At 33.3% G+C, this 19,747-nt stretch carries 16 protein-coding genes; 13 read left to right on the forward strand and 3 right to left on the reverse strand.

All coding sequences use genetic code 11. The features are described from left to right. The first annotated feature begins 107 nt into the window (after nt 1-107). The 13 genes from ACNQF6_RS11730 to ACNQF6_RS11790 all read left to right on the forward strand — a co-directional run bounded on the left by ACNQF6_RS11730 (nt 108) and on the right by ACNQF6_RS11790 (nt 16,416). Nucleotides 108-4,430, forward strand: coding sequence for a CusA/CzcA family heavy metal efflux RND transporter (locus ACNQF6_RS11730; RefSeq protein ID WP_417966076.1), 4,323 nt, complete (start codon nt 108-110; stop codon nt 4,428-4,430). A gap of 8 nt (nt 4,431-4,438) precedes the next feature. Beyond that, entirely contained in the window at nt 4,439-5,698 is a 1,260-nt protein-coding gene (locus ACNQF6_RS11735; protein ID WP_417966078.1) for an efflux RND transporter periplasmic adaptor subunit, read from the forward strand. Nucleotides 5,699-5,852: 154 nt separating this feature from the next. After that, nucleotides 5,853-6,728: a bestrophin family protein gene (locus tag ACNQF6_RS11740; protein WP_305629089.1), complete on the forward strand. Its 876-nt coding sequence runs from the start codon at nt 5,853-5,855 to the stop codon at nt 6,726-6,728. Between the two features lie 11 nt (nt 6,729-6,739). After that, on the forward strand, nt 6,740-7,207 hold the full coding sequence (locus ACNQF6_RS11745; RefSeq protein ID WP_395381482.1) for an MgtC/SapB family protein: 468 nt from the start codon (nt 6,740-6,742) through the stop codon (nt 7,205-7,207). A gap of 28 nt (nt 7,208-7,235) precedes the next feature. Beyond that, nucleotides 7,236-7,919 carry a DUF1345 domain-containing protein gene (locus ACNQF6_RS11750; protein ID WP_417966081.1) on the forward strand — a complete coding sequence of 228 codons (684 nt, stop codon included), beginning with the start codon at nt 7,236-7,238 and terminating at the stop codon, nt 7,917-7,919. Nucleotides 7,920-8,078: 159 nt separating this feature from the next. Then, complete coding sequence (locus tag ACNQF6_RS11755; protein WP_417966083.1) at nt 8,079-10,127, forward strand: heavy metal translocating P-type ATPase; 2,049 nt, start codon at nt 8,079-8,081, stop codon at nt 10,125-10,127. 150 nt (nt 10,128-10,277) lie between these two features. Continuing rightward, entirely contained in the window at nt 10,278-11,726 is a 1,449-nt protein-coding gene (locus ACNQF6_RS11760) for an IS1182 family transposase (RefSeq protein WP_417966085.1), read from the forward strand. A gap of 392 nt (nt 11,727-12,118) precedes the next feature. Next, on the forward strand, nt 12,119-12,349 hold the full coding sequence (locus ACNQF6_RS11765) for an acetolactate decarboxylase (RefSeq protein ID WP_417966211.1): 231 nt from the start codon (nt 12,119-12,121) through the stop codon (nt 12,347-12,349). A gap of 15 nt (nt 12,350-12,364) precedes the next feature. Continuing rightward, nucleotides 12,365-12,964 carry a Crp/Fnr family transcriptional regulator gene (locus ACNQF6_RS11770; RefSeq protein ID WP_417966087.1) on the forward strand — a complete coding sequence of 200 codons (600 nt, stop codon included), beginning with the start codon at nt 12,365-12,367 and terminating at the stop codon, nt 12,962-12,964. Between the two features lie 88 nt (nt 12,965-13,052). Then, a complete protein-coding gene (locus ACNQF6_RS11775; protein WP_417966090.1) occupies nt 13,053-13,784 on the forward strand; it encodes a thioredoxin domain-containing protein in 732 nt (243 codons plus the stop codon). Between the two features lie 13 nt (nt 13,785-13,797). Continuing rightward, a complete protein-coding gene (locus tag ACNQF6_RS11780; protein ID WP_417966093.1) occupies nt 13,798-14,436 on the forward strand; it encodes a class I SAM-dependent DNA methyltransferase in 639 nt (212 codons plus the stop codon). A 4-nt stretch (nt 14,437-14,440) separates the two neighbouring features. Next, a complete protein-coding gene (locus ACNQF6_RS11785; RefSeq protein ID WP_417966095.1) occupies nt 14,441-14,650 on the forward strand; it encodes an SHOCT domain-containing protein in 210 nt (69 codons plus the stop codon). Nucleotides 14,651-14,901: 251 nt separating this feature from the next. After that, on the forward strand, nt 14,902-16,416 hold the full coding sequence (locus ACNQF6_RS11790) for an MFS transporter (protein ID WP_417966097.1): 1,515 nt from the start codon (nt 14,902-14,904) through the stop codon (nt 16,414-16,416). Nucleotides 16,417-16,686: 270 nt separating this feature from the next. Here ACNQF6_RS11790 and ACNQF6_RS11795 read toward each other — a convergent pair whose 3' ends face one another. From ACNQF6_RS11795 to ACNQF6_RS11805, 3 genes are all read right to left on the reverse strand, one after another. After that, on the reverse strand, nt 16,687-17,427 hold the full coding sequence (locus ACNQF6_RS11795; protein ID WP_417966099.1) for a phosphatase PAP2 family protein: 741 nt from the start codon (nt 17,425-17,427) through the stop codon (nt 16,687-16,689). 470 nt (nt 17,428-17,897) lie between these two features. Continuing rightward, on the reverse strand, nt 17,898-18,209 hold the full coding sequence (locus ACNQF6_RS11800) for a diacylglycerol/lipid kinase family protein (RefSeq protein ID WP_417966101.1): 312 nt from the start codon (nt 18,207-18,209) through the stop codon (nt 17,898-17,900). 284 nt (nt 18,210-18,493) lie between these two features. Further along, entirely contained in the window at nt 18,494-19,624 is a 1,131-nt protein-coding gene (locus ACNQF6_RS11805; RefSeq protein WP_417966102.1) for a serine hydrolase domain-containing protein, read from the reverse strand. Between the last annotated feature and the right edge of the window lie 123 nt (nt 19,625-19,747).

The raw sequence follows: 19,747 nt of genomic DNA on the forward strand, positions 1-19,747 counted from the left end.
ATACCCGTCCCGATAGCTATTGGGATTCGGGTTAGAAAGTTGTGATCTTATCACAAATAATGGCAAATATTCTATTTGCTAATTTCTAATTCATTATAATATTTTCAATGTTAGACAAAATCATACAGTTTAGTATAAAGAACAAGTTCATTATACTTTTATTTACCCTCGTACTTATAGCATGGGGAAGTTATTCCATTAAAAATTTGCCGCTTGATGCATTACCTGATGTAACTAATAATCAGGTTCAAATCATTACTACTGCTCCTACATTGGCCAGTCAGGAAGTAGAGCAATTAATTACATATCCGCTTGAACAAGCTGTAAAAACCATTCCAAAAGTCATAGAGTTACGAAGTATTTCTCGATTTGGATTATCGGTGGTTACTGTTGTATTTAAAGACGATGTAGATATTTATTGGGCGAGAGAACAAATATTTCAACGCATAAAACAAGCCGAAGAAAACATACCAAAATATGCAGGTTCACCAGAATTAGCGCCAATATCTACCGGTCTAGGAGAAATATACCAATATGATGTATATGCCAAAAAGGGCTATGAAGATAAATACGATGCAGTCAAATTACGAACCATTCAGGACTGGATTATTATTCCGCAACTACAAGGTATAGAAGGTGTTGCCGAAGTCAGCACTTGGGGCGGAAAACTAAAACAATATGAAATTGCAGTTAATCCTAATACCTTAAATAGTTTAGGAGTAACAATAACTGAAATTTTTGAAGCTTTAGAAAAAAATAATCAAAACACTGGTGGTGCCTATATCGAGAAAGACCAATATGCTTATTTCATTCGTGGTGTTGGTATGGCATCTGGAATCAAAGATTTAGAAAATATAGTGGTCAAAAACAGAAACGGATCACCAGTTTTGGTTCGGGATGTGGCTTCAGTAAATGAAGGAATATCATTGCGCTATGGCGCTTCAACCAAAGATGGAAAAGGCGAAATTGTTTCCGGGTTAGTACTAATGCTTAAAGGAGAAAACTCTAGTGCGGTTGTTGATAGAGTGAAAGAAAAAATGGAGCAAATCAACAAAACCCTTCCAGAGGGAGTGGTTGCCGAAGCTTTTATAGACAGAGGAAAATTAGTAGATAGTGCTATAGGAACTGTTACCAAAAACTTATTGGAAGGTGCATTAATAGTAATATTTGTACTGATATTATTTCTTGGAAATCTTCGGGCCGGATTAATTGTCGCTTCCGTAATTCCGTTGTCCATGCTTTTTGCAGTAATTTTAATGAATGCTTTTGGCGTAAGCGGAAACTTAATGAGTTTAGGAGCGATCGATTTTGGAATTATAGTCGATGGTGCGGTAATTATAGTCGAAGCCACAATGCACCATTTACAAAAACTAAAAAGGCAAAAGGCTTTAACACAAACGGAAATGGATAGCGAAGTATATCAATCGGCATCCAAAATCCGGAACAGTGCTGCTTTTGGTGAAATCATAATTTTAATCGTTTATCTTCCTATACTGGCATTAGTAGGAACGGAAGGAAAAATGTTTAGACCCATGGCCATGACCGTAGGTTTTGCAGTTATTGGAGCATTTGTACTTTCACTTACTTACGTACCTATGATGAGTGCAATGTTTTTATCAAAAAACACCGAACACAAACCCAATTTTAGTGACAAAATGATGGCGTGGTTTGAAAAAATATATGCACCATTTTTAGATAGCGCCTTGCGTTTCAAGAAAGCAGTTTTAGCAATTGCTCTAGGAATGTTTGTCTTTGCAGTTATTGTTTTCCAAAATATGGGAGGCGAATTTATACCGACAATCGAAGAAGGTGATTTAGCTATTAATGCTACAATTATGACAGGTAGTTCGCTTTCGCAAATGGTTAAAACCACTACCGAGTATGAAAAAATCTTAAAAGCAAAATTTCCGGAAATAAAAACCATAGTTTCAAAAATTGGTAGTGGTGAAATCCCGACTGACCCGATGCCGATAGAAAGTGCCGATTTGATTATTGTGCTTAAAGACAAAAGTGAATGGACTGGTGATTATGAAAATTGGGAAGATTTGGCGAATGCAATGAAAGAGGAAATGGAGGCCATTCCTGGTGCAAATATTGAAGTTTCACAACCCATTCAAATGCGTTTTAATGAATTAATGACGGGAAGCCGAAGTGACATTGCCATCAAAATTTTTGGAGACGATTTAGAAATTTTAGATACTAAGGCAAAAGAATTGATTACAAAAGTCAATAATATTGAAGGTATTGGAGACTTAAAAGCGGACAAAGTAACGGGTTTACCTCAAATAACCGTAAAATATGATTACAATAAAATCGCTTTGTATGGCTTGAATATAACGGATATAAACCAAATTATCCGTTCCTCTTTTGCCGGAGAAAGTGCCGGTAAAATTTACGAGGAAAGCAAGCGATTTGATATAGTGGTTCGTATGGATGCAGCCAATCGAAGCGATATAACTGATGTGAGCAATTTATTTATTCCTTTACCAAATGGTAACCAAGTACCTCTTTCACAAGTCGCTTCTGTGAATTATGAGCAAGGTCCGGTTCAAGTAAGCCGTGAAGATGGTAAGCGCCGAATTACGGTGGGTTTAAATGTTCGAGGGAGAGATATCAAAAGTGTAGTAGAAGAAATTCAGCAAAAACTGGATAAAGATTTCAAGCTTCCTTCTGGATATTATATTACTTATGGTGGACAATTTGAAAATTTAGTCGAAGCAAATAAACGATTATCAGTAGCATTGCCAATTGCATTGGGTTTAATATTGGTGTTATTGTTTTTTACATTCAAAAGCGTTAAACAGGCAGGCCTAATTTTTACAGCCATTCCGCTATCTGCCATAGGAGGTGTTTTTGCCTTATCGTTACGAGGAATGCCTTTTAGTATTTCGGCAGGAATTGGTTTTATTGCTTTGTTTGGAATTGCAGTTTTAAACGGAATTGTATTGATTTCTTATTTCAACCAACTCAAAACGGAAGGAATTACAGACCCTTTGCAACGAGTTTTGATAGGGACTAAAGTTAGACTTCGACCGGTTTTAATGACTGCTGCGGTTGCCTCACTGGGATTTTTACCTATGGCATTATCAACCAGCGGCGGTGCCGAAGTACAAAAACCATTAGCAACCGTAGTTATTGGCGGATTATTTTCGGCAACATTGCTAACGCTTATCGTTTTACCGATTTTATATTTATTATCTGAAAAAGGAATTAAAAGAAGAAAAAATATGTCAAAACCCATTGTAACAGTAATTATTTTATTGATAAGTAGTTTCTCTTTTGCTCAAAATAGTCAAACAATTACGTTAGAAAAAGCTATAGAAATGGCTAAATCAAATAACATCAATTTGAAAATTGCCGATAAAGAAATTGAAAAACAAACCGTCCTCAAAAAGACGGCTTTTCAAGTGGATCCATTGCAAGTACAGTACCAAGGCGGACAATTTAATAGTGTAGATTATGACCACAATGTTTCGGTACAGCAATATTTTCCGATAGGAAAAATTACTAAAGCCAATCGACAGCTTCAAGAAGAGTTGGTAAAACTTGCCGAAAAACGAAAAGCATTATCTGAATATGAAATCGAAAAAGCGGTAACCTTATCGTATTATCAATATTTATACGGTGTTTCCATTCAAAAACTGAATAACGAATTGAATGACATTTATATCAAATTCTTAAAAAATGCAGAACTTCGTTTCAGTACTGGCGAAAGTGGCAACATCGAAGTAATTAGTGCCAAAGTAAAGGTTAAAGAAATTGAAACCCAAAAAGCACAATTAGAATATGATTTGGCTATTTATCAAAAGCAATTACAATTTTTTGTTCAAACCGAAGAGAACATTGTGCCGGATAGTAATACACCAGTACAGTTTACAACTCTAACTAATGTGAATAAATCGAAAGTAGAAAGTTTAGTAACCGATTATTATCAACAACAAATTTCGGTATATCAAAAAGAAGCCAATACGTTCAAGGCAATGCGAACACCAAAACTGGGATTAGGTTATTTTGCACAAACCATTGACACAAAATCTTTGTTTCAAGGATTTACTGCTGGGCTACAAATTCCGCTGTTTGGCGGTGTTAATACAGCTCGTGCTAAAGCAGCGGCGATAAGTGTTACGCAATCTGAGCTGGAATTAGAGAAAAATACGCTATCGCTGAAACTACAAATACAAGAATTGCAAAACGAATTTGAAAAGCAACAAAAAGGATTATCCTATTATCAAAAAGAAGGATTGCAATATGCGGAACAAATTATTACAACGGCACAAAAAAGTTATGCCAATGGTGATATGAGTTACTGGACATACATCAGTTTTCTGAACCAAGCAATCGACATCAAAAAGCAATATGCCGAAACTTTGAATATATACAACCAAAGTGCTGTTCAATTGCAATTCCCATCATTCTATAACAACAAATAATCATTAAAATGAAAAATATAAAAAATAAAATGAGCGGTAAATTTTTTCTATTACCATTTGCTTTTTGCCTATTAATTTTTACATCTTGCAACGACAAGAAAGCCGAAGAAACTCATGAAGAAGAAAAATCCGAAAATGAAGTGGCACTAACCGCTGCACAATTTAAAACGGTTGGTGTTGAATTTGGTGCTATTGAGAATCGTAACCTTAATACAGTAATAAAAGCGAATGGATACACTACAGTTCCTCCACAAAATTCCGCTAAAGTGGCTACGCTAATTGGTGGTACTGTTAAGGATATTTTTGTATTGGAAGGTACTTTTGTAAACAAAGGAAAAGTCTTGGCAACCATTCAAAACCTGGAAGTTGTTGAAATGCAGGAAGACTATAATTCGGCAACAGCCAATATTGAGTATTTGCAATTGGAATTCAACCGTCAAAAAACATTGACCGACGAAAATGTGAATCCGCGAAAAACATTACAGGAAGTAAAAGCAAAACTGGCTGTAGAAAAGGCGAGAGCGCAAGCTGCAAAAAACAAATTAAGAGCATTAAATGTAAGTACAAGCAGTAATAGTGCTTTAATACCAATAGTTTCACCAATTAGTGGATATGTCGGAAAAATTAGCATTGCTAAAGGAGCTTTTGCTGAAACAGGAATTCCGCTTTTTGAAGTGGTTGATAACAGCCAAATGCACTTGGATTTGAATGTGTATGAGAAAGATTTAGGTGCTATTTCAGTAGGTCAGGAAGTCGATTTTGTATTGACCAATCAATCCAATAAGGCAATAAAAGGGAAAATATTTGGTATTAATAAATCGTTTTCTAACGAAAGTAAAACTGTAGCGGTGCACGCGAAAATAAATCCGGCTGATGCAAAAGGATTGATTTCCGGTATGTATGTTTCTGCCAATATCAACCTCAATAATGAAACTGTTCCTGCATTGCCAAAAGATGCAATTGTGAGAAATGGGGATAAATACTTTGTTTATATCCAAGAGGAACACCACGAAGAAAAAAAACCAGTAGCAAAAGAAGAAACTCACGATCACAAAGAAGGAGAGGCACACGCTGAACACGCAGAAGGAGAAGAAGAAGAGCACAACGAAATGCACTTTAAAGCGATTGAAGTGGTACCGGGAACTACTGATTTAGGTTATACTCAAATAAAATTTGTACAAGCAATTCCTGCCAATGCCAAAATTGTTGTAAAAGGAGCTTTTTATCTACTTTCTGCAATGAAAGGCGGCGGATCACACGATCATTAAAAAGTGAATTTTAAACTATAATACGATCAAAATAAATAAACCTTACAAATAGACTGCCCCCAAAAAAAGTTAGACACTATTGGGAGGCAGTTTATAAAAGGAAACACCTAAGCTATCGAAACAATTATAAAGGCTAATTCATAATCAAAAAAATATGCTGTTAAATAGAAAAATATCAATTTTCACTTTCATTAGAGAAATTAAGTATGATATTATCACCATTGTAACCTATGCAGTTGTAGTAGGCATTGTAGATCAATACTCTTTTCTGTCTAAAATATCAATCCCGACTAGTATGACAGCAATAATAGCAACTGCCTTATCTGTATTATTAGCTTTCAGAACAGCTCAGGCTTATGAAAGGTGGTGGGAAGCAAGAATAGTTTGGGGTGCTATAGTTAATGATTCTAGAACATTGATAAGACAATTAATACAGTTTGTTCCAAAAAATAATTCCAATAATAAAACAATTGAAATATTTGCACATCGACAAATAATTTGGTGCTACGCCTTGGGTGAATCTCTACGAGGATTACCTTTTTCAAATAAAGTGAAACAATATATTAATGAGCAAAACATCACAGACAAAAATGTTCCAAACGCAATTCTGAACAAACATAGTGTCGCATTGTCTCAACTTGAAATAAGTGAATTTAAGCAAGTTCATATTGACAGTACTTTAAGCCGTTTGTGCGATGCCATGGGAAAATGCGAACGTATTAAAAACACAGTGTTTCCAAAATCTTACAGCTTGTTAATCCATTTATTAATTTATGTATTTGCTACGTTACTACCTTTTGGATTAGATGATAAGTACATAATTGAAGAAATTTTTTTAACTACATTGATACCCTTAATATTCATCACTATAGAGCGTACAGCTATAATATTGCAAGACCCTTTTGAAAATTCCCCTTCAGATACACCAATGACAAACCTTGCTATAACCATTGAGATTAATCTCAAAGAAATGATAAACGATACAAATTTACCAATACAAGAAAAGCCAACCTCTTTTTACTTAATGTAATACTTTATGAAATGATAGATGCAGATATAAAATTTGAACTGATAATGGTAGCCAAAATACTTATGGCTGCAATACTTGGTTGCATAATCGGTTACCAGCGAGAACGCGAGAACAAAAATGCAGGGATACGTACTTTTGGCGCAGTAAGTGCCGGTGCCGCTCTGTTTACAGCTGTCGGAATGCATTTTTCAGAAACTGATGATTCATCAAGGATTATTGCTAATATAATCACAGGGGTAGGTTTTCTGGGTGCCGGTATTATTTATAATAAACAGCAAAGCAACGAATCCAGCGGACTCACCACTGCTGCGAATATATGGGCGGTTTCTGCAATCGGTGTAGCCGCTGCTTTGGGATTTTACGTAATATCCGTAGTGACTACGGCCATGCTGTACTTCATGTTGTCGCTTAACCATTTCAGTTTTTACAGAAATTGGCAAAACAGGATTCAGAACGATAAAAACCCAAAGCAAGACTAATACCGATAATAATTGTAAAATTACAATCATGAAAAAACAGCAAAAAGAATTATCATTTATTGCGAAAGTAAGTGGACTAAAAAAACTACTATTTTGTCTAGTAGTGTCCATTTTAGTATTTGTATTTTTATCATTTTTTAAAATTGAAATATTCAGCAGAATAATAATTGGCTGGGATACTTTTAGTTTTTCAATGATTATTTTAAGCTGGCTATTCTTTTTTTCGACAACTTCTAAAGATTTATGCTCAGTCGTAGAAAAGCAAGATGACGGTCTTAAAGCGATATTCGTCATCATATTGATTGCCGTTTGCTTTAGCCTTTTTGGTACCTTAGTCTTAATAGCTCAAAAAAATGAATACTCAGCTAATAAAATAGTCCATATGATTATTTCGTTATCCCCTATTTTTTTTTCATGGATTTTGTTGCATACAATGTTCACAATTCGTTATGCGCACCTATACCATGATCATAATAAATTAAACACTGGAAGTAACGTTGGTGGTATTGATTTTCCAGGCAAAATGCAACCAGATTATATTGATTTCGCTTATTTCTCTTTTGTTATCGGAATGACATTTCAGGTTTCCGATATTACAATATCTTCTCAGGCAATCAGGAGATTTGTTTTAATGCATAGCCTAATTTCATTTGTATTTAATACAATTATTGTGGCGCTTACAATCAATACGATTTCTAATCTCAGCGGTTAATTATTAATCGTAATAAAATGCAAAAAGCGTATTCTGGTAAATAATTTTATCAAACAAAATATTTAAATAAACAGCCAGTGCTTTTTAATATAAATAACATATTAACCTTATAAACTTAAAAAATAATCGAGAATATTAAAATTTAAATTCTAAATAATTATGATAAATACAGATCCAAATCACAAACATAAATACGATGCAAACGGCAAGCAGCTTTGTTGTACACTAGAAGAAAAAATAAACAGCAAAACCGATAAGCAATCAGGATGTTGTACAGTTGATTACAAATCCGAACATTCAGAAGATGATGGACACGACGACCATGACCACTCAGGCGGAAATGAAAGTACGCTCAAAATGTTTCTTCCGGCACTAATAAGCTTTACATTATTACTCATAGCAATCGCTTTTGATAATTTCTTTACGCAAATCTGGTTTACAGGTTGGATTAGGTTAATTTGGTATGTAGTTGCTTATTTTCCAGTTGGCTTCCCTGTTTTAAAAGAAGCATTCGAAAGTATTCGTAAAGGAGAAGTGTTCTCGGAATTTTTATTGATGAGCATTGCTACCATTGGTGCATTTGCAATTCGTGAATATCCTGAAGGTGTTGCTGTAATGCTTTTTTATGCCGTTGGTGAAGTGTTTCAAACCTTGGCTGTTCAAAGAGCAAAAACTAACATCAAATTATTATTAGACCAAAGACCTGATGAAGCAACAGTAATGAATGGAGAAAATGCGACTATAAAAAAAGCATCTGAAATAATTATTGGAGAAATTATTCAGTTAAAACCAGGAGAAAAACTAGCATTAGACGGAAAGCTACTTTCGGATACCGCTTCGTTCAACACCGCAGCACTAACAGGAGAAAGTAAACCAGATACCAAACAAAAAGATGAAACCGTTCTTGCCGGAATGATCAATCTCAATACGGTTGTTCTAGTCGAAGTAACGACGGCCTACACCGATAGTAAATTATCTAAAATCTTAGAAATGGTGCAAGAGGCAACTGCCAAAAAAGCACCAACTGAATTATTTATTAGAAAATTCGCCAAAATCTATACACCAGTGGTTGTGTTTCTGGCAATCGGGATTTGTTTGCTTCCAATGCTATTTGTGGAAAACTACGTTTTCAGTGATTGGTTGTATAGAGCCTTAATTTTTCTGGTGATTTCCTGCCCATGTGCATTGGTGATTTCTATTCCGTTAGGTTATTTTGGAGGAATTGGTGCTGCAAGCAAAAATGGGATTTTGTTTAAAGGATCTAATTTTCTGGATTTAATGGCATCTATCGAAGTAGTGGTGATGGACAAAACAGGAACGCTGACCAAAGGGGTTTTCAAAGTACAAAAAGTAGTTGCTGTGGATATTTCCGAAGCCGACTTAATAAAATATACAGCAGCACTAGAAACTAAATCGACACATCCTGTTGGAACGGCTATTATCGAATATGCAAAAGGTTCAGAAAAAGAAGCAACAATTACCGACGTAGAAGAAATTGCAGGTCATGGTCTTAAAGGAAAAGTAGATGGAAAAGAAATTTTGGTAGGGAATGTAAAACTGATGAAAAAATTCAATATCATCTATGATCCCGAAATCGATACTACACCTTTCACGATTATTGTTATTGCAATCAATCAAAAATATGCAGGATATTTTTTAATTGCTGATGAAATCAAAGAAGATGCCAAAGAAGCGATTCAGAGTTTACATAAAATAAACGTGAAAACTGTAATGCTTTCAGGTGATAAACAAGCCGTTGTAGATGCAGTGGCAAAAGAATTAAACATTGACCAGGCTTATGGCGATTTATTACCGGAAAACAAGGTGGAAAAAGTAGAGGAATTGAAATTAAAAAACTTAAAAATTGCATTCGTTGGTGATGGTGTAAACGATGCGCCAGTAGTTGCCCTTGCCGATGCCGGCATTGCAATGGGCGGTTTAGGAAGCGATGCAACAATTGAAACGGCTGACATTGTGATTCAAAACGATCAACCTCATAAAATATTCACAGCCATAAACATTGGAAAACAAACCAAGAAAATTGTGTGGCAAAACATCACTTTGGCATTTGTGGTAAAAGCGATTGTTTTAATACTCGGTGCAGGTGGTTTAGCCACCATGTGGGAGGCAGTTTTTGCCGATGTGGGCGTAGCTTTATTAGCCATCCTAAATGCGGTTAGAATCCAAAGAATGAAGTTTCAAGATTAGTTATAATTCAAATTTAAAAATGCTTGTTGTAAAAAGGAGGGCACTGAAAAAGTCTTTTTAAGAATTAATTATTTAATAAAAAAGGAGTAGAAAACTATAGTTTTTTGCTCCTTTTTTCGTATTTTTAACTGTAACCATAAGGCTTTTTAGATGTTAGTTCAGCAACAAAAAATTCAGTTCAGTCCGTATTCTTCGTTATATGATTTAATCGTTCCCAAGGATAATATGCTAAGGAAAATTAATGAGTTGATTGATTTTTCATTTATCTACGATGAGTTGTTAAATAAGTATTGCGCCAATAATGGACGCACAGCAGAGAGTCCTGTGCGTATGTTCAAGTATTTACTTCTGAAAACAATTTATACCGTTTCTGATGTTGATGTAGTGGAGCGTTCGCGTTTTGATATGTCTTTTAAGTATTTTTTGGAAATGGCACCGGAGGAAGATGTCATAAATTCAAGTTCCTTGACAAAATTTAGAAAACTACGTTTGAAGGACACCGACTTATTAAATCTATTGATTGGCAAAACAGTTTCTATTGCTATCGAAAAAGGGATTGTTCGTTCAAAGTCTATTATAGTTGATGCCACACATACTTTATCGAGATCGAATCCATTTTCAGCAATTGAAGTATTGAGAGAGCGTTCCAAACTACTACGAAAAACGGTTTATTTATTTGATGACCAATGGAAAGAACGCATGCCCGAAAAGAACAACACTAATGAATTAGAAAAGGAATTGACCTATTGTAAAGAGTTGGAGAAAGTAATTGAAAAAGAACAAGCTTTAAGCTCTATACCTGCTGTAAAAGAAAAATTAAACTTGCTTAAAGAAACAATAGAAGATACTCAGGAAAATTTTACGTTATCAAAAGATACAGATGCTAAAACAGGTCATAAATCCGCTGATAGTTCCTTCTTTGGATATAAGACTCATTTGGCGATGACCGAAGAGCGCATCATTACAGCGGCTGTAGTCACATCAGGCGAAAAAGGAGATGGGCCAGAATTACCTAAACTTTTAGAGATTAGTCAGGAAAACGGAATCGATGTTGATACTATTATTGGCGATGGAGCTTATACAGGAAAAGAAAATCTCAAACTCACAAGAGAGCAAAATATTAAAGTGGTAGCTAGACTGAATGTTACAATAGCACAAGGAGCTAGAAAAGACGAAGATAAATTTGATTACAATAAAGATGCCGATAGATTTGTTTGTCCTGCAGGTCATATGGCTATACGAAAGGCTGTTCAGGGCAAAAAAAATGTTGGAAAGAATCAAGTAGACACCTACTATTTTGATGTAGAAAAATGTAAGACTTGCCCTTTAAAAGAGGGGTGTTATAAAGAGGGATCCAAGACAAAAACATATTCGGTGTCGATAAAATCAGACTTACACCAAGAACAAATCAGCTTTCAAGAAACTGATTATTACAAAGAAAAAGCAAAACACCGATACAAAATAGAAGCGAAAAACAGTGAGTTAAAAAATGTACATGGGTATGATAGAGCGATATCGTATGGTATTACCAATATGCAAATGCAAGGTGCAATAGCAATTTTCGCGGTCAACTTAAAAAGAATACTGAAATTAATATAGGAAATGCAATCTACACGCGCATTAGGCAAAATGAAACTATATAAGTCAAAAATAGACTGATACAACCTACATTAAAAAACAGTTACAAAAAGAAAAACGCTTATAACGGATGTTTAAAATCCTGTTATAAGCGTTTCTTTATTGTCTAAAAAACGACTCTAATCAAAATAAGCGAAGTTTTTCAGTGCCCTCGTAAAAAGACAAGCATTTTTTTTAAACACCATATAAATCTGTTTAAAACTCATTCCATTCACCCCAACGTTATACAGAAATAAAATCCTACATTAGTAAACTCAAAAAAAAGCGTTACCAATGTCATTATTTCAGCCTTCCGTGCTCAAAAAATATTTGAGCCAACAAGATACAGACCAAGTTCAGAAAGCCTATAAAAAATACAGCAAGTATTTCCGGAAGAAGCCCACAAAGGACAAACAAACTATCATTTACAAAACGAGTCATCAGAAATTATAGGCTTCTTTTCTACAGAACATAAAGCCATTTTTACACACCACGATACGTTTTTACACATGCACTTAATAACAAACGATGAATCAAAAATGGGGCATATCGATGAAGTAGTATTCAAAAAAGGTACTATGAAATTATATACCGCTGCCGAGTAGTAACATAAAAATTAAATGGTAAATAATCAATACATCCTTCCAAATTCCCATACTCAATTGGCAGTTTATTTAAATGGGGTTGAAACAATTTCAGCAAGGGCAACTCAAGCTATTGCCGAAATAGCAACAGTATTAAAAATTAAAAGAAATCAAGACCTGCAATCCATCGGTCATACCTGCAAAACGATCTATTTCATAAACAAAGGAATTGCCCGAATTTATTACTATCATAATGGAGTTGATATTACAGAAAGTTTCATCTTTGAAAATAACATCATAGCCAGAGTAGAAAGTTTATTTACAGGAAAGCCATCACGAAAAGCAATACAGGTTTTAGAAGACAGCGAAATCGTAGCAATTGATGCTACACAACTTTTTGATTTGTACGATACTTATCCAGAGACTGAAAGGTTATTTCGTAAAATTTTTGAAGCCGGTTATGTCGATACGGTAAACAGAATGGAAGCAATTCAATTCCACACCGCCGAAGAAAGATACACATTATTAATAAAAGAACAACCTACTCTTTTACAAAGAGTCCCTCTCAAACACATTGCTTCTTATTTGGGAATTACCCAAGTTACTTTAAGCAGGATTAGGGCTGCAATTCGGTAATTATTTAACAATTGTTAAAGGATTAGTATTTTATTTTGCTGAAATTTGTGGAACATATTAAGTTAATATAATACTCTAAAAAAACATTATGAAACAGCTCTCAATAATAGCAATTGCAATATTTTTTACCGCTTTTTGCTTTCATGCTGAGGCCCAGGAAACGCAGCCTTATATTAAAACTGTAAATCCACAAACATTTAAAAAACTCGTTGATGCAGGAAAAGGTATCATACTGGATGTTAGAACACCTCAGGAAATCTCGGAAGGGTATATCAACAATGCAAGTATCATTAATTTCTACGATGATAATTTCGTCGAAAAAATAAATCTGATTCCAAAGGATAAAGAAATCTATGTTTACTGCAAATCAGGAGGAAGAAGCTCCCAGGCAGCCGAGATTTTAAAGAAAAATGGATTCAACAGGATATACGATCTGGAAGGTGGTTTTATCCAATGGGAAAACAATAAATTCCCTATTACGAAATCTAAATTTGCTAAAGATGACAAAATTCAACAAATCAGCCTGAAAGATTTTAATGTTCTGCTAAATTCAAACAAACTGATATTAGTCGATTTCCATACCTTTTGGTGTGCGCCTTGCCGGAAAATGGCTCCAATAGTGGATAAAATAGAAATCGATTACAAAGACAAAGCCTTAGTGATGAGAGTTGATGTGGATAAAAGCAAAGAGGTAGGAAAAGCCTATAACGTTGCTGGAGTACCTGTTTTTATTCTCTATAAAAACGGAAAAGAGGTATGGAAACACAACGGCTTAATCGCTGAAGAAGAAATAAAAAAACAGATAGAGCAAAACTTGTAATCCTATCGCAATAATGAAAACAACTCATACATCCAAACAAGTCTATAACCAGTATGCTACGGATTATGACGAGTGGTTTGACAAACATTTCAATCTATATCAATCTGAACTGCTTGCATTAAAGAAAGCCATTCCTGAAAATAAAACTGGAATTGAAATAGGCGTTGGAACAGGACGTTTTGCACAGCCATTAAATATAAAATTCGGAGTAGAGCCGGCAGAAAGTATGGCAAATATTGCCAAAAAGCGAGGGATAAATTGCATCAATGCTGTTGCCGAAAAGCTACCATTAGAAAATCAATCATATGACTTTGCAACAATGGTTACAAGCGTTTGCTTTCTTAGCGATATTCCAAAAGCATTTCTGGAAGTGCATCGCATCTTAAAATCCAAAGGAGAATTTATCATTGGCATGATTGATCTTGACAGCGAACTTGGCAAAAAATATGAGCTGCAGAAAAACACAAACAAGTTTTACAACGAGGCCCACTTTCATTCCATTGCTGAAATCACCGAATTATTATCCAACTCAGGTTTTGGAAATTTTACTTTTTGGCAAACACTTTTTGTTCCCAATGAAAATAGAATTGAACAACCCGAACCGGGTTTCGGTAAAGGAAGTTTTGTAGTCTTAAAATCAATTAAAATCTAAAATTATGATGAACAATTCAGGTTGGGGAATGGGATGGGGAATGTGGTTCATTCCCATTATCATCATTCTCGCAATTTATTTTTTAGTAAAAAAATATTTGCAAACCAAAAGCGGGCCGAATTCTGAATCACCAATAGAAATTTTAAAGAGAAGATACGCAAATGGTGAAATCACCAAAGAACAATTTGAAGAAATAAAAAAAAACATTTCTTAAACGGCGTAGTAAATAGAAAAATAGTGCTGTACAATTAACGACATACAATATATTATTTTTTCGGACTGAACCATATTACTGCTTTTTAATAAAGAGCAGAGTGGCTTATTAAGAAATTAATCTGGAAAAATTAAGAACCATAGTTAGCAGGTTTTCGTCAATGAAAAACCTATATGAACTGGTACGAAAGAATAAAATAGTAATGACATTTTAAACGATACTATGAAATTAATAAAAAAAGGTAAAACAATATGAATACAGAACACATAAAACTGGGGTTAAAAGAAAATTGGAAGCAGTTTACCATATTGGTCATTGTCAATGCCTTCGTTGGTGGAATGATTGGAATGGAACGAAGTATATTCCCGAAATTTGCAGAAGTTGAATTTGGAATCGCATCAAAGACAGCTATTTTATCATTTATTACCGCCTTCGGAATTACCAAAGCAATAACTAATTATTTTGCTGGAAAATTAGCCAATCGATTTGGCAGAAAAAATTTGTTGCTATTTGGTTGGTTTGTAGCTTTGCCTATTCCCTTCATATTAATGAATGCAGAGACTTGGAATTGGGTGATTTTTGCAAACATTTTATTAGGCATTAGTCAAGGTTTAACCTGGAGTAGCACCGTAGTTATGAAAATTGACTTAGTTGGCGAAAAAGATCGTGGGTTGGCCATGGGTTTAAATGAATTTGCAGGCTATTTTGCGGTGGGTATCGTTGCGTTTTTATCAGGGTATGTTGCTAACAAATATGGTATAACACCTTATCCTTTTTATATTGGCGTTGGAATTTCTATTATTGGTTTTTTATTAACCCTTTTCTTTGTAAAAAATACAAGATTACATACACAAAAAGAAAGTTTAACAGATAATACAAAACAATTGGACAATGTGTTTATGGAAACAACTTTTAAAAACAAAACTTTAAGTTCCGTTACACAAGCAGGCTTAATCAACAATCTTAACGACGGGATGATTTGGGGCTTATTGCCAATTGTTCTGCTTTCACTCCATTATAATACAGAAAACATTGGGATTATAACCGCCATTTATCCAACAGTTTGGGGAATCGGGCAACTCTTTACAGGCAAAATGTCTGATATTTATTCTAAAAAAGCAATGTTGTTTTGGGGAATGCTGTTACAAGGAATAGCGATTATTTTTTTGCCCTTCAGTCATAGTTTTATTATGCTTGCGAGCATTTCAGCAGTTTTAGGTTTAGGAACAGCATTAGTTTACCCTACTTTTTTAGCCGCAATTGCCGAGGCTACCAGTCCAAAACAACGAGCTGAAAGTATTGGTACATTTCGTCTTTGGAGAGATTTGGGATATGCGTTTGGAGCTTTCATTTCAGGCATAACAGCAGATCTATTTGGAGTCGATTATGCTATTTTTCTCATTGGTGGACTTACAATAGTATCTTCCATCATTATTAAATTTCGTATGCCAGAAACAATAAAAATAATGAAAAACTGTATTGAAGTGGACGAAGTGAAAAAAGTAATTCAACAAAACAGAAAAGTACAAATTATTGACGTAAGATCAAAAGAAGAATTCGAACAAGCACACATTCCAAATGCCATAAATATTGTCATAACAGAGCTAAAAGATCAAATTAAAGACTTTGATAAAGAATGTCTATTTGTTACAGCATGTGGAAAAGGTGGTGGCCGTTCTTCTGACGCAGCAAAACTATTAAACGATTTAGGTTACAATGCAAATTGGCTTTGTGGTGGAACAAATAAATGGCTAGATATTAAATAAAATTTTAATTATGTAAAATTTTCACTGATATTAGCTTGCTTTTATAAGCCATTTTAAATGCCGTGAGAATACAGCGAATGAAGTTTTAAATCTGAAATAAATAAGAAGCGTCCCTCAATAGGGACGCTCTTTAAAATATTTATGATTTTTTTTGGAGGTATTTTTCCTCCTGCACAACAAGAACCATCTACACTACAAGATTTTTTATCATTAGAGACAGTTGTATACTTTCAATTACAGTACCTGAAAAAGGTATTGATGTCTTTTGTGTTAGAAAGTTTTTAAAAGCCCAATACCTAATTGTTTACCATTATAAAAAGGCGCAATAGCTGACATACTATTTTTCTCTTTTGAGTTGAATATTTTTTTCTCAATCCATGGATTAATCCAATAGGCAATTTTAGTGCTTAAAATACCTATTCCGGCACCTGCAACAACATCTGTCAGCCAATGTTTATCATTATAAATTCTGAAAGCACCTGTTCCAGTTGCAATTATATATCCCGAAATACCATACCAAATTGAAACATCTTTGTACTCTTGCCATAAAAACTCTGCACCTGCAAAAGCAGTAGCTGTGTGTCCTGAAGGAAACGAATTGAAAGCTGAGCCATCGGGTCTTTCCACTTTTGTAATTGATTTTAAACTTAATACTGAGGCTGACATTATTAAATAGGAAGTACCCAGTATTATTGTTCTATCTTTAAAATTATGCTTTCCTTTTATACCCAATGCGTTTAAGCCATAAACTGATAATGCCGGGGCATACTGTGAGAAATCGTCAATTGTAATTTTTTTATCAATGTTCTCGTTGACTTCTTCTTTTATTCCATAATTTACAAATTTTAATCCATCACTTTCAATACCAACAACACCATAGCCAATAAGTACCGTTGGTATGATTAGTTCTTTATAAGTAATTTTTTTCACAACTACAGAATCTTTTTGTATTTGCTGTGAAAAGATAGTCTGGGTAATGAAAAATGCTATTAATAGGATTCTACTATCCATATTTATTAATTTATTATTGTTAAACTTTTTTCTAGTATTTTTATGTGAATTCGTTCAACATTTATACTTAAATGTTTTCCGTCAATTTAGATTAAACAATCTTGTTTTTTTTCGAAATATATGTTTAAATCCTTTATCAATCTTCTAGTGACGTTCTTATTTTCATATTTTTTTGATAAAATCTGAATTCCTAAAATACTTTTTTTTAACAAATTTACTCTAGAAACAATTACTAAATCTAAATATCCATCTGATAAAAAAGCTTCAGGAGTTAAAGATAAATTATATCTATTTTGTTTGAATTTGAGACAAATAACAATATTGGATCAATTTTATGTTTATTTTTTCTAACGTATATTTTAATGTTTTGGGTTTATATGTAAGACTAGCTTCTATTGAATATATAACACAAGACGAAAGTATTTTTTTAGCAGATTCATATTGTTTTTTTATTATTTCCGCATCTATTCCTAACCCTGTATTATTGAAAAAAAGTATTCATTTATTTTCCCTACATCAATACAAGTAGTATTCCCTTTTTTAATCACTTCCAAAGCATTTGTTATTTCAATTGGAATCTTAAGACTTGATGCTAATCCACTTCCAATAGGAATAATTCCGAATTTTATTGATGTATTAATTAGCATTGATGCTATTCCATTTCTGGTTCCATAATCTCCACAAGCAATGATACTGTTTGGCTTATTTTCTATAGCTTCTTTTGTTAATTTAATGGAATGTTTTTGTGTATTCAGAATAACTGATATTAACTTCGTACTCATATTCCTCAAATAATGATTTAATTAATTCAAGTGATAAATTGTTATTTTCTTTAAAGTAAATTGAATTTACTATGAAATATATTTTTTGCATTGTTTAAGTAATTTAATAATAAGCAAATAATAACCTTTTAGATATAAAAAATGGTCATTTTTAAAAGTAATTCGTAAGTGTATTTTTTTTAATTAGTTTTACTTTTTTGCTAGTTTGATTATTTTTTATTCAATAAAATTTAAACTAGTAATTCTATGCCTAAAGAGAAATAAAGTAATTATTATAATAGTAATTACATTTGATCAATAATCTGAATAAAAATATCTTTCCAATAGCTAGGATGATACTTTGTATCAGTATCTCCAAATCGAATAATAATTATATTTTTTTCCGGATACACATATATGAATTGACCATACAAACCAATTGCGTAATAACTTCCATATTTTAAGGGGCCTATTCCCCAATTATTATTATAAAAATGCTTGTTATTTCCTTCGGGATCAGTATGTGTTGAATTATAAATCCAATCTTTTGAAATAATTTGAATGCCATTCCAATTGCCATTATTAAGGTATAAGCGGCCGAATTTAGCAAAATCTATCGCTCTAGCCTGTAAACAGCAAAAGACTTTTTCGATTGCTTGACTATCATTTCGGTCTAAACTCCAGGATGCAGATGCTTCCATTCCTATAGGTTTCCAAATTTTTTCTTCCAAATTTTGTGAAATTGTTCCTCCTGATACCTTTTCAATAATTAAACCTAATAACATAGTATTTGCACTACTGTATTTGAATTTTAAATTAGGTAAGCTCTCTAATTTTAAATCCATTAATTCTTCTCTTAAATTGTCTCCCCAATAAAATTCGGCATTATCAGAAATAGGATTAAATGGGTTATCAGTAAATTTTATTCCAGATGTATGTTGTAATAGATTTTTTATGGTAATTTTTTCCCAACCAGATTTGGATTTGTATTGAGGTAAATAGGTAATTAACAAATCATTTTCACTTTTTATTTTTCCTTCGTCAATTGCTATTCCTATTAAACTTGAAACAATAGGTTTTACTGCTGAAAAACTAGAAAAGGTAGATGTTTTATTATAGTTTTTATTATAGTTTTCATATAAAATTGTGTCGTTACGAATTATTAGTAATGCTTTTGTTTTATGAATAACAGCAAAACTATCTAAACTAATATTTGTTGCATTTAAATCACGACTTGTAACACCAATCGTTTTACCTAACTGATACTTATTATTAGAATTGTAAAAATTGTAAACAGGACTTTCATTTTCTATAATTCTTTGAGCAAAATGCTTATAATCGTTTTGGCTTGGCAGGCCACCATAACGCAACGTTTTATAAACATCACATGAAGTAAAACTTAAAATAACGAGAACTAGAAGTATATATTTTGACATTTAAAATGTTTTAATAAACAAAAATGAAATTAAAAACTGTAGAAAAACTGTTTTTTTATTATTTTATTAACCGATAGAATTAAATTAGAATTGCCACCTAATTTTACTCGAAATTATTAAATA

The sequence above is a fragment of the Flavobacterium pasteuri genome (genome assembly GCF_048286615.1).
Classification (GTDB): Bacteria; Bacteroidota; Bacteroidia; order Flavobacteriales; family Flavobacteriaceae; genus Flavobacterium.

What these genes read in the sequence shown, in the direction of transcription:
- ACNQF6_RS11750 (WP_417966081.1), top strand. Translation starts at nt 7,236, where the DNA reads ATGAAAAAACAGCAAAAAGAATTATCATTTATTGCGAAAGTAAGTGGA.
- ACNQF6_RS11735 (WP_417966078.1), top strand. Translation starts at nt 4,439, where the DNA reads ATGAAAAATATAAAAAATAAAATGAGCGGTAAATTTTTTCTATTACCA.
- ACNQF6_RS11755 (WP_417966083.1), top strand. Translation starts at nt 8,079, where the DNA reads ATGATAAATACAGATCCAAATCACAAACATAAATACGATGCAAACGGC.
- ACNQF6_RS11730 (WP_417966076.1), top strand. Translation starts at nt 108, where the DNA reads ATGTTAGACAAAATCATACAGTTTAGTATAAAGAACAAGTTCATTATA.
- ACNQF6_RS11770 (WP_417966087.1), top strand. Translation starts at nt 12,365, where the DNA reads ATGGTAAATAATCAATACATCCTTCCAAATTCCCATACTCAATTGGCA.
- ACNQF6_RS11800 (WP_417966101.1), bottom strand. Translation starts at nt 18,209, where the DNA reads ATGAGTACGAAGTTAATATCAGTTATTCTGAATACACAAAAACATTCC.
- ACNQF6_RS11795 (WP_417966099.1), bottom strand. Translation starts at nt 17,427, where the DNA reads ATGGATAGTAGAATCCTATTAATAGCATTTTTCATTACCCAGACTATC.
- ACNQF6_RS11775 (WP_417966090.1), top strand. Translation starts at nt 13,053, where the DNA reads ATGAAACAGCTCTCAATAATAGCAATTGCAATATTTTTTACCGCTTTT.
- ACNQF6_RS11740 (WP_305629089.1), top strand. Translation starts at nt 5,853, where the DNA reads ATGCTGTTAAATAGAAAAATATCAATTTTCACTTTCATTAGAGAAATT.
- ACNQF6_RS11745 (WP_395381482.1), top strand. Translation starts at nt 6,740, where the DNA reads ATGATAGATGCAGATATAAAATTTGAACTGATAATGGTAGCCAAAATA.
- ACNQF6_RS11805 (WP_417966102.1), bottom strand. Translation starts at nt 19,624, where the DNA reads ATGTCAAAATATATACTTCTAGTTCTCGTTATTTTAAGTTTTACTTCA.
- ACNQF6_RS11790 (WP_417966097.1), top strand. Translation starts at nt 14,902, where the DNA reads ATGAATACAGAACACATAAAACTGGGGTTAAAAGAAAATTGGAAGCAG.
- ACNQF6_RS11780 (WP_417966093.1), top strand. Translation starts at nt 13,798, where the DNA reads ATGAAAACAACTCATACATCCAAACAAGTCTATAACCAGTATGCTACG.
- ACNQF6_RS11785 (WP_417966095.1), top strand. Translation starts at nt 14,441, where the DNA reads ATGATGAACAATTCAGGTTGGGGAATGGGATGGGGAATGTGGTTCATT.
- ACNQF6_RS11760 (WP_417966085.1), top strand. Translation starts at nt 10,278, where the DNA reads ATGTTAGTTCAGCAACAAAAAATTCAGTTCAGTCCGTATTCTTCGTTA.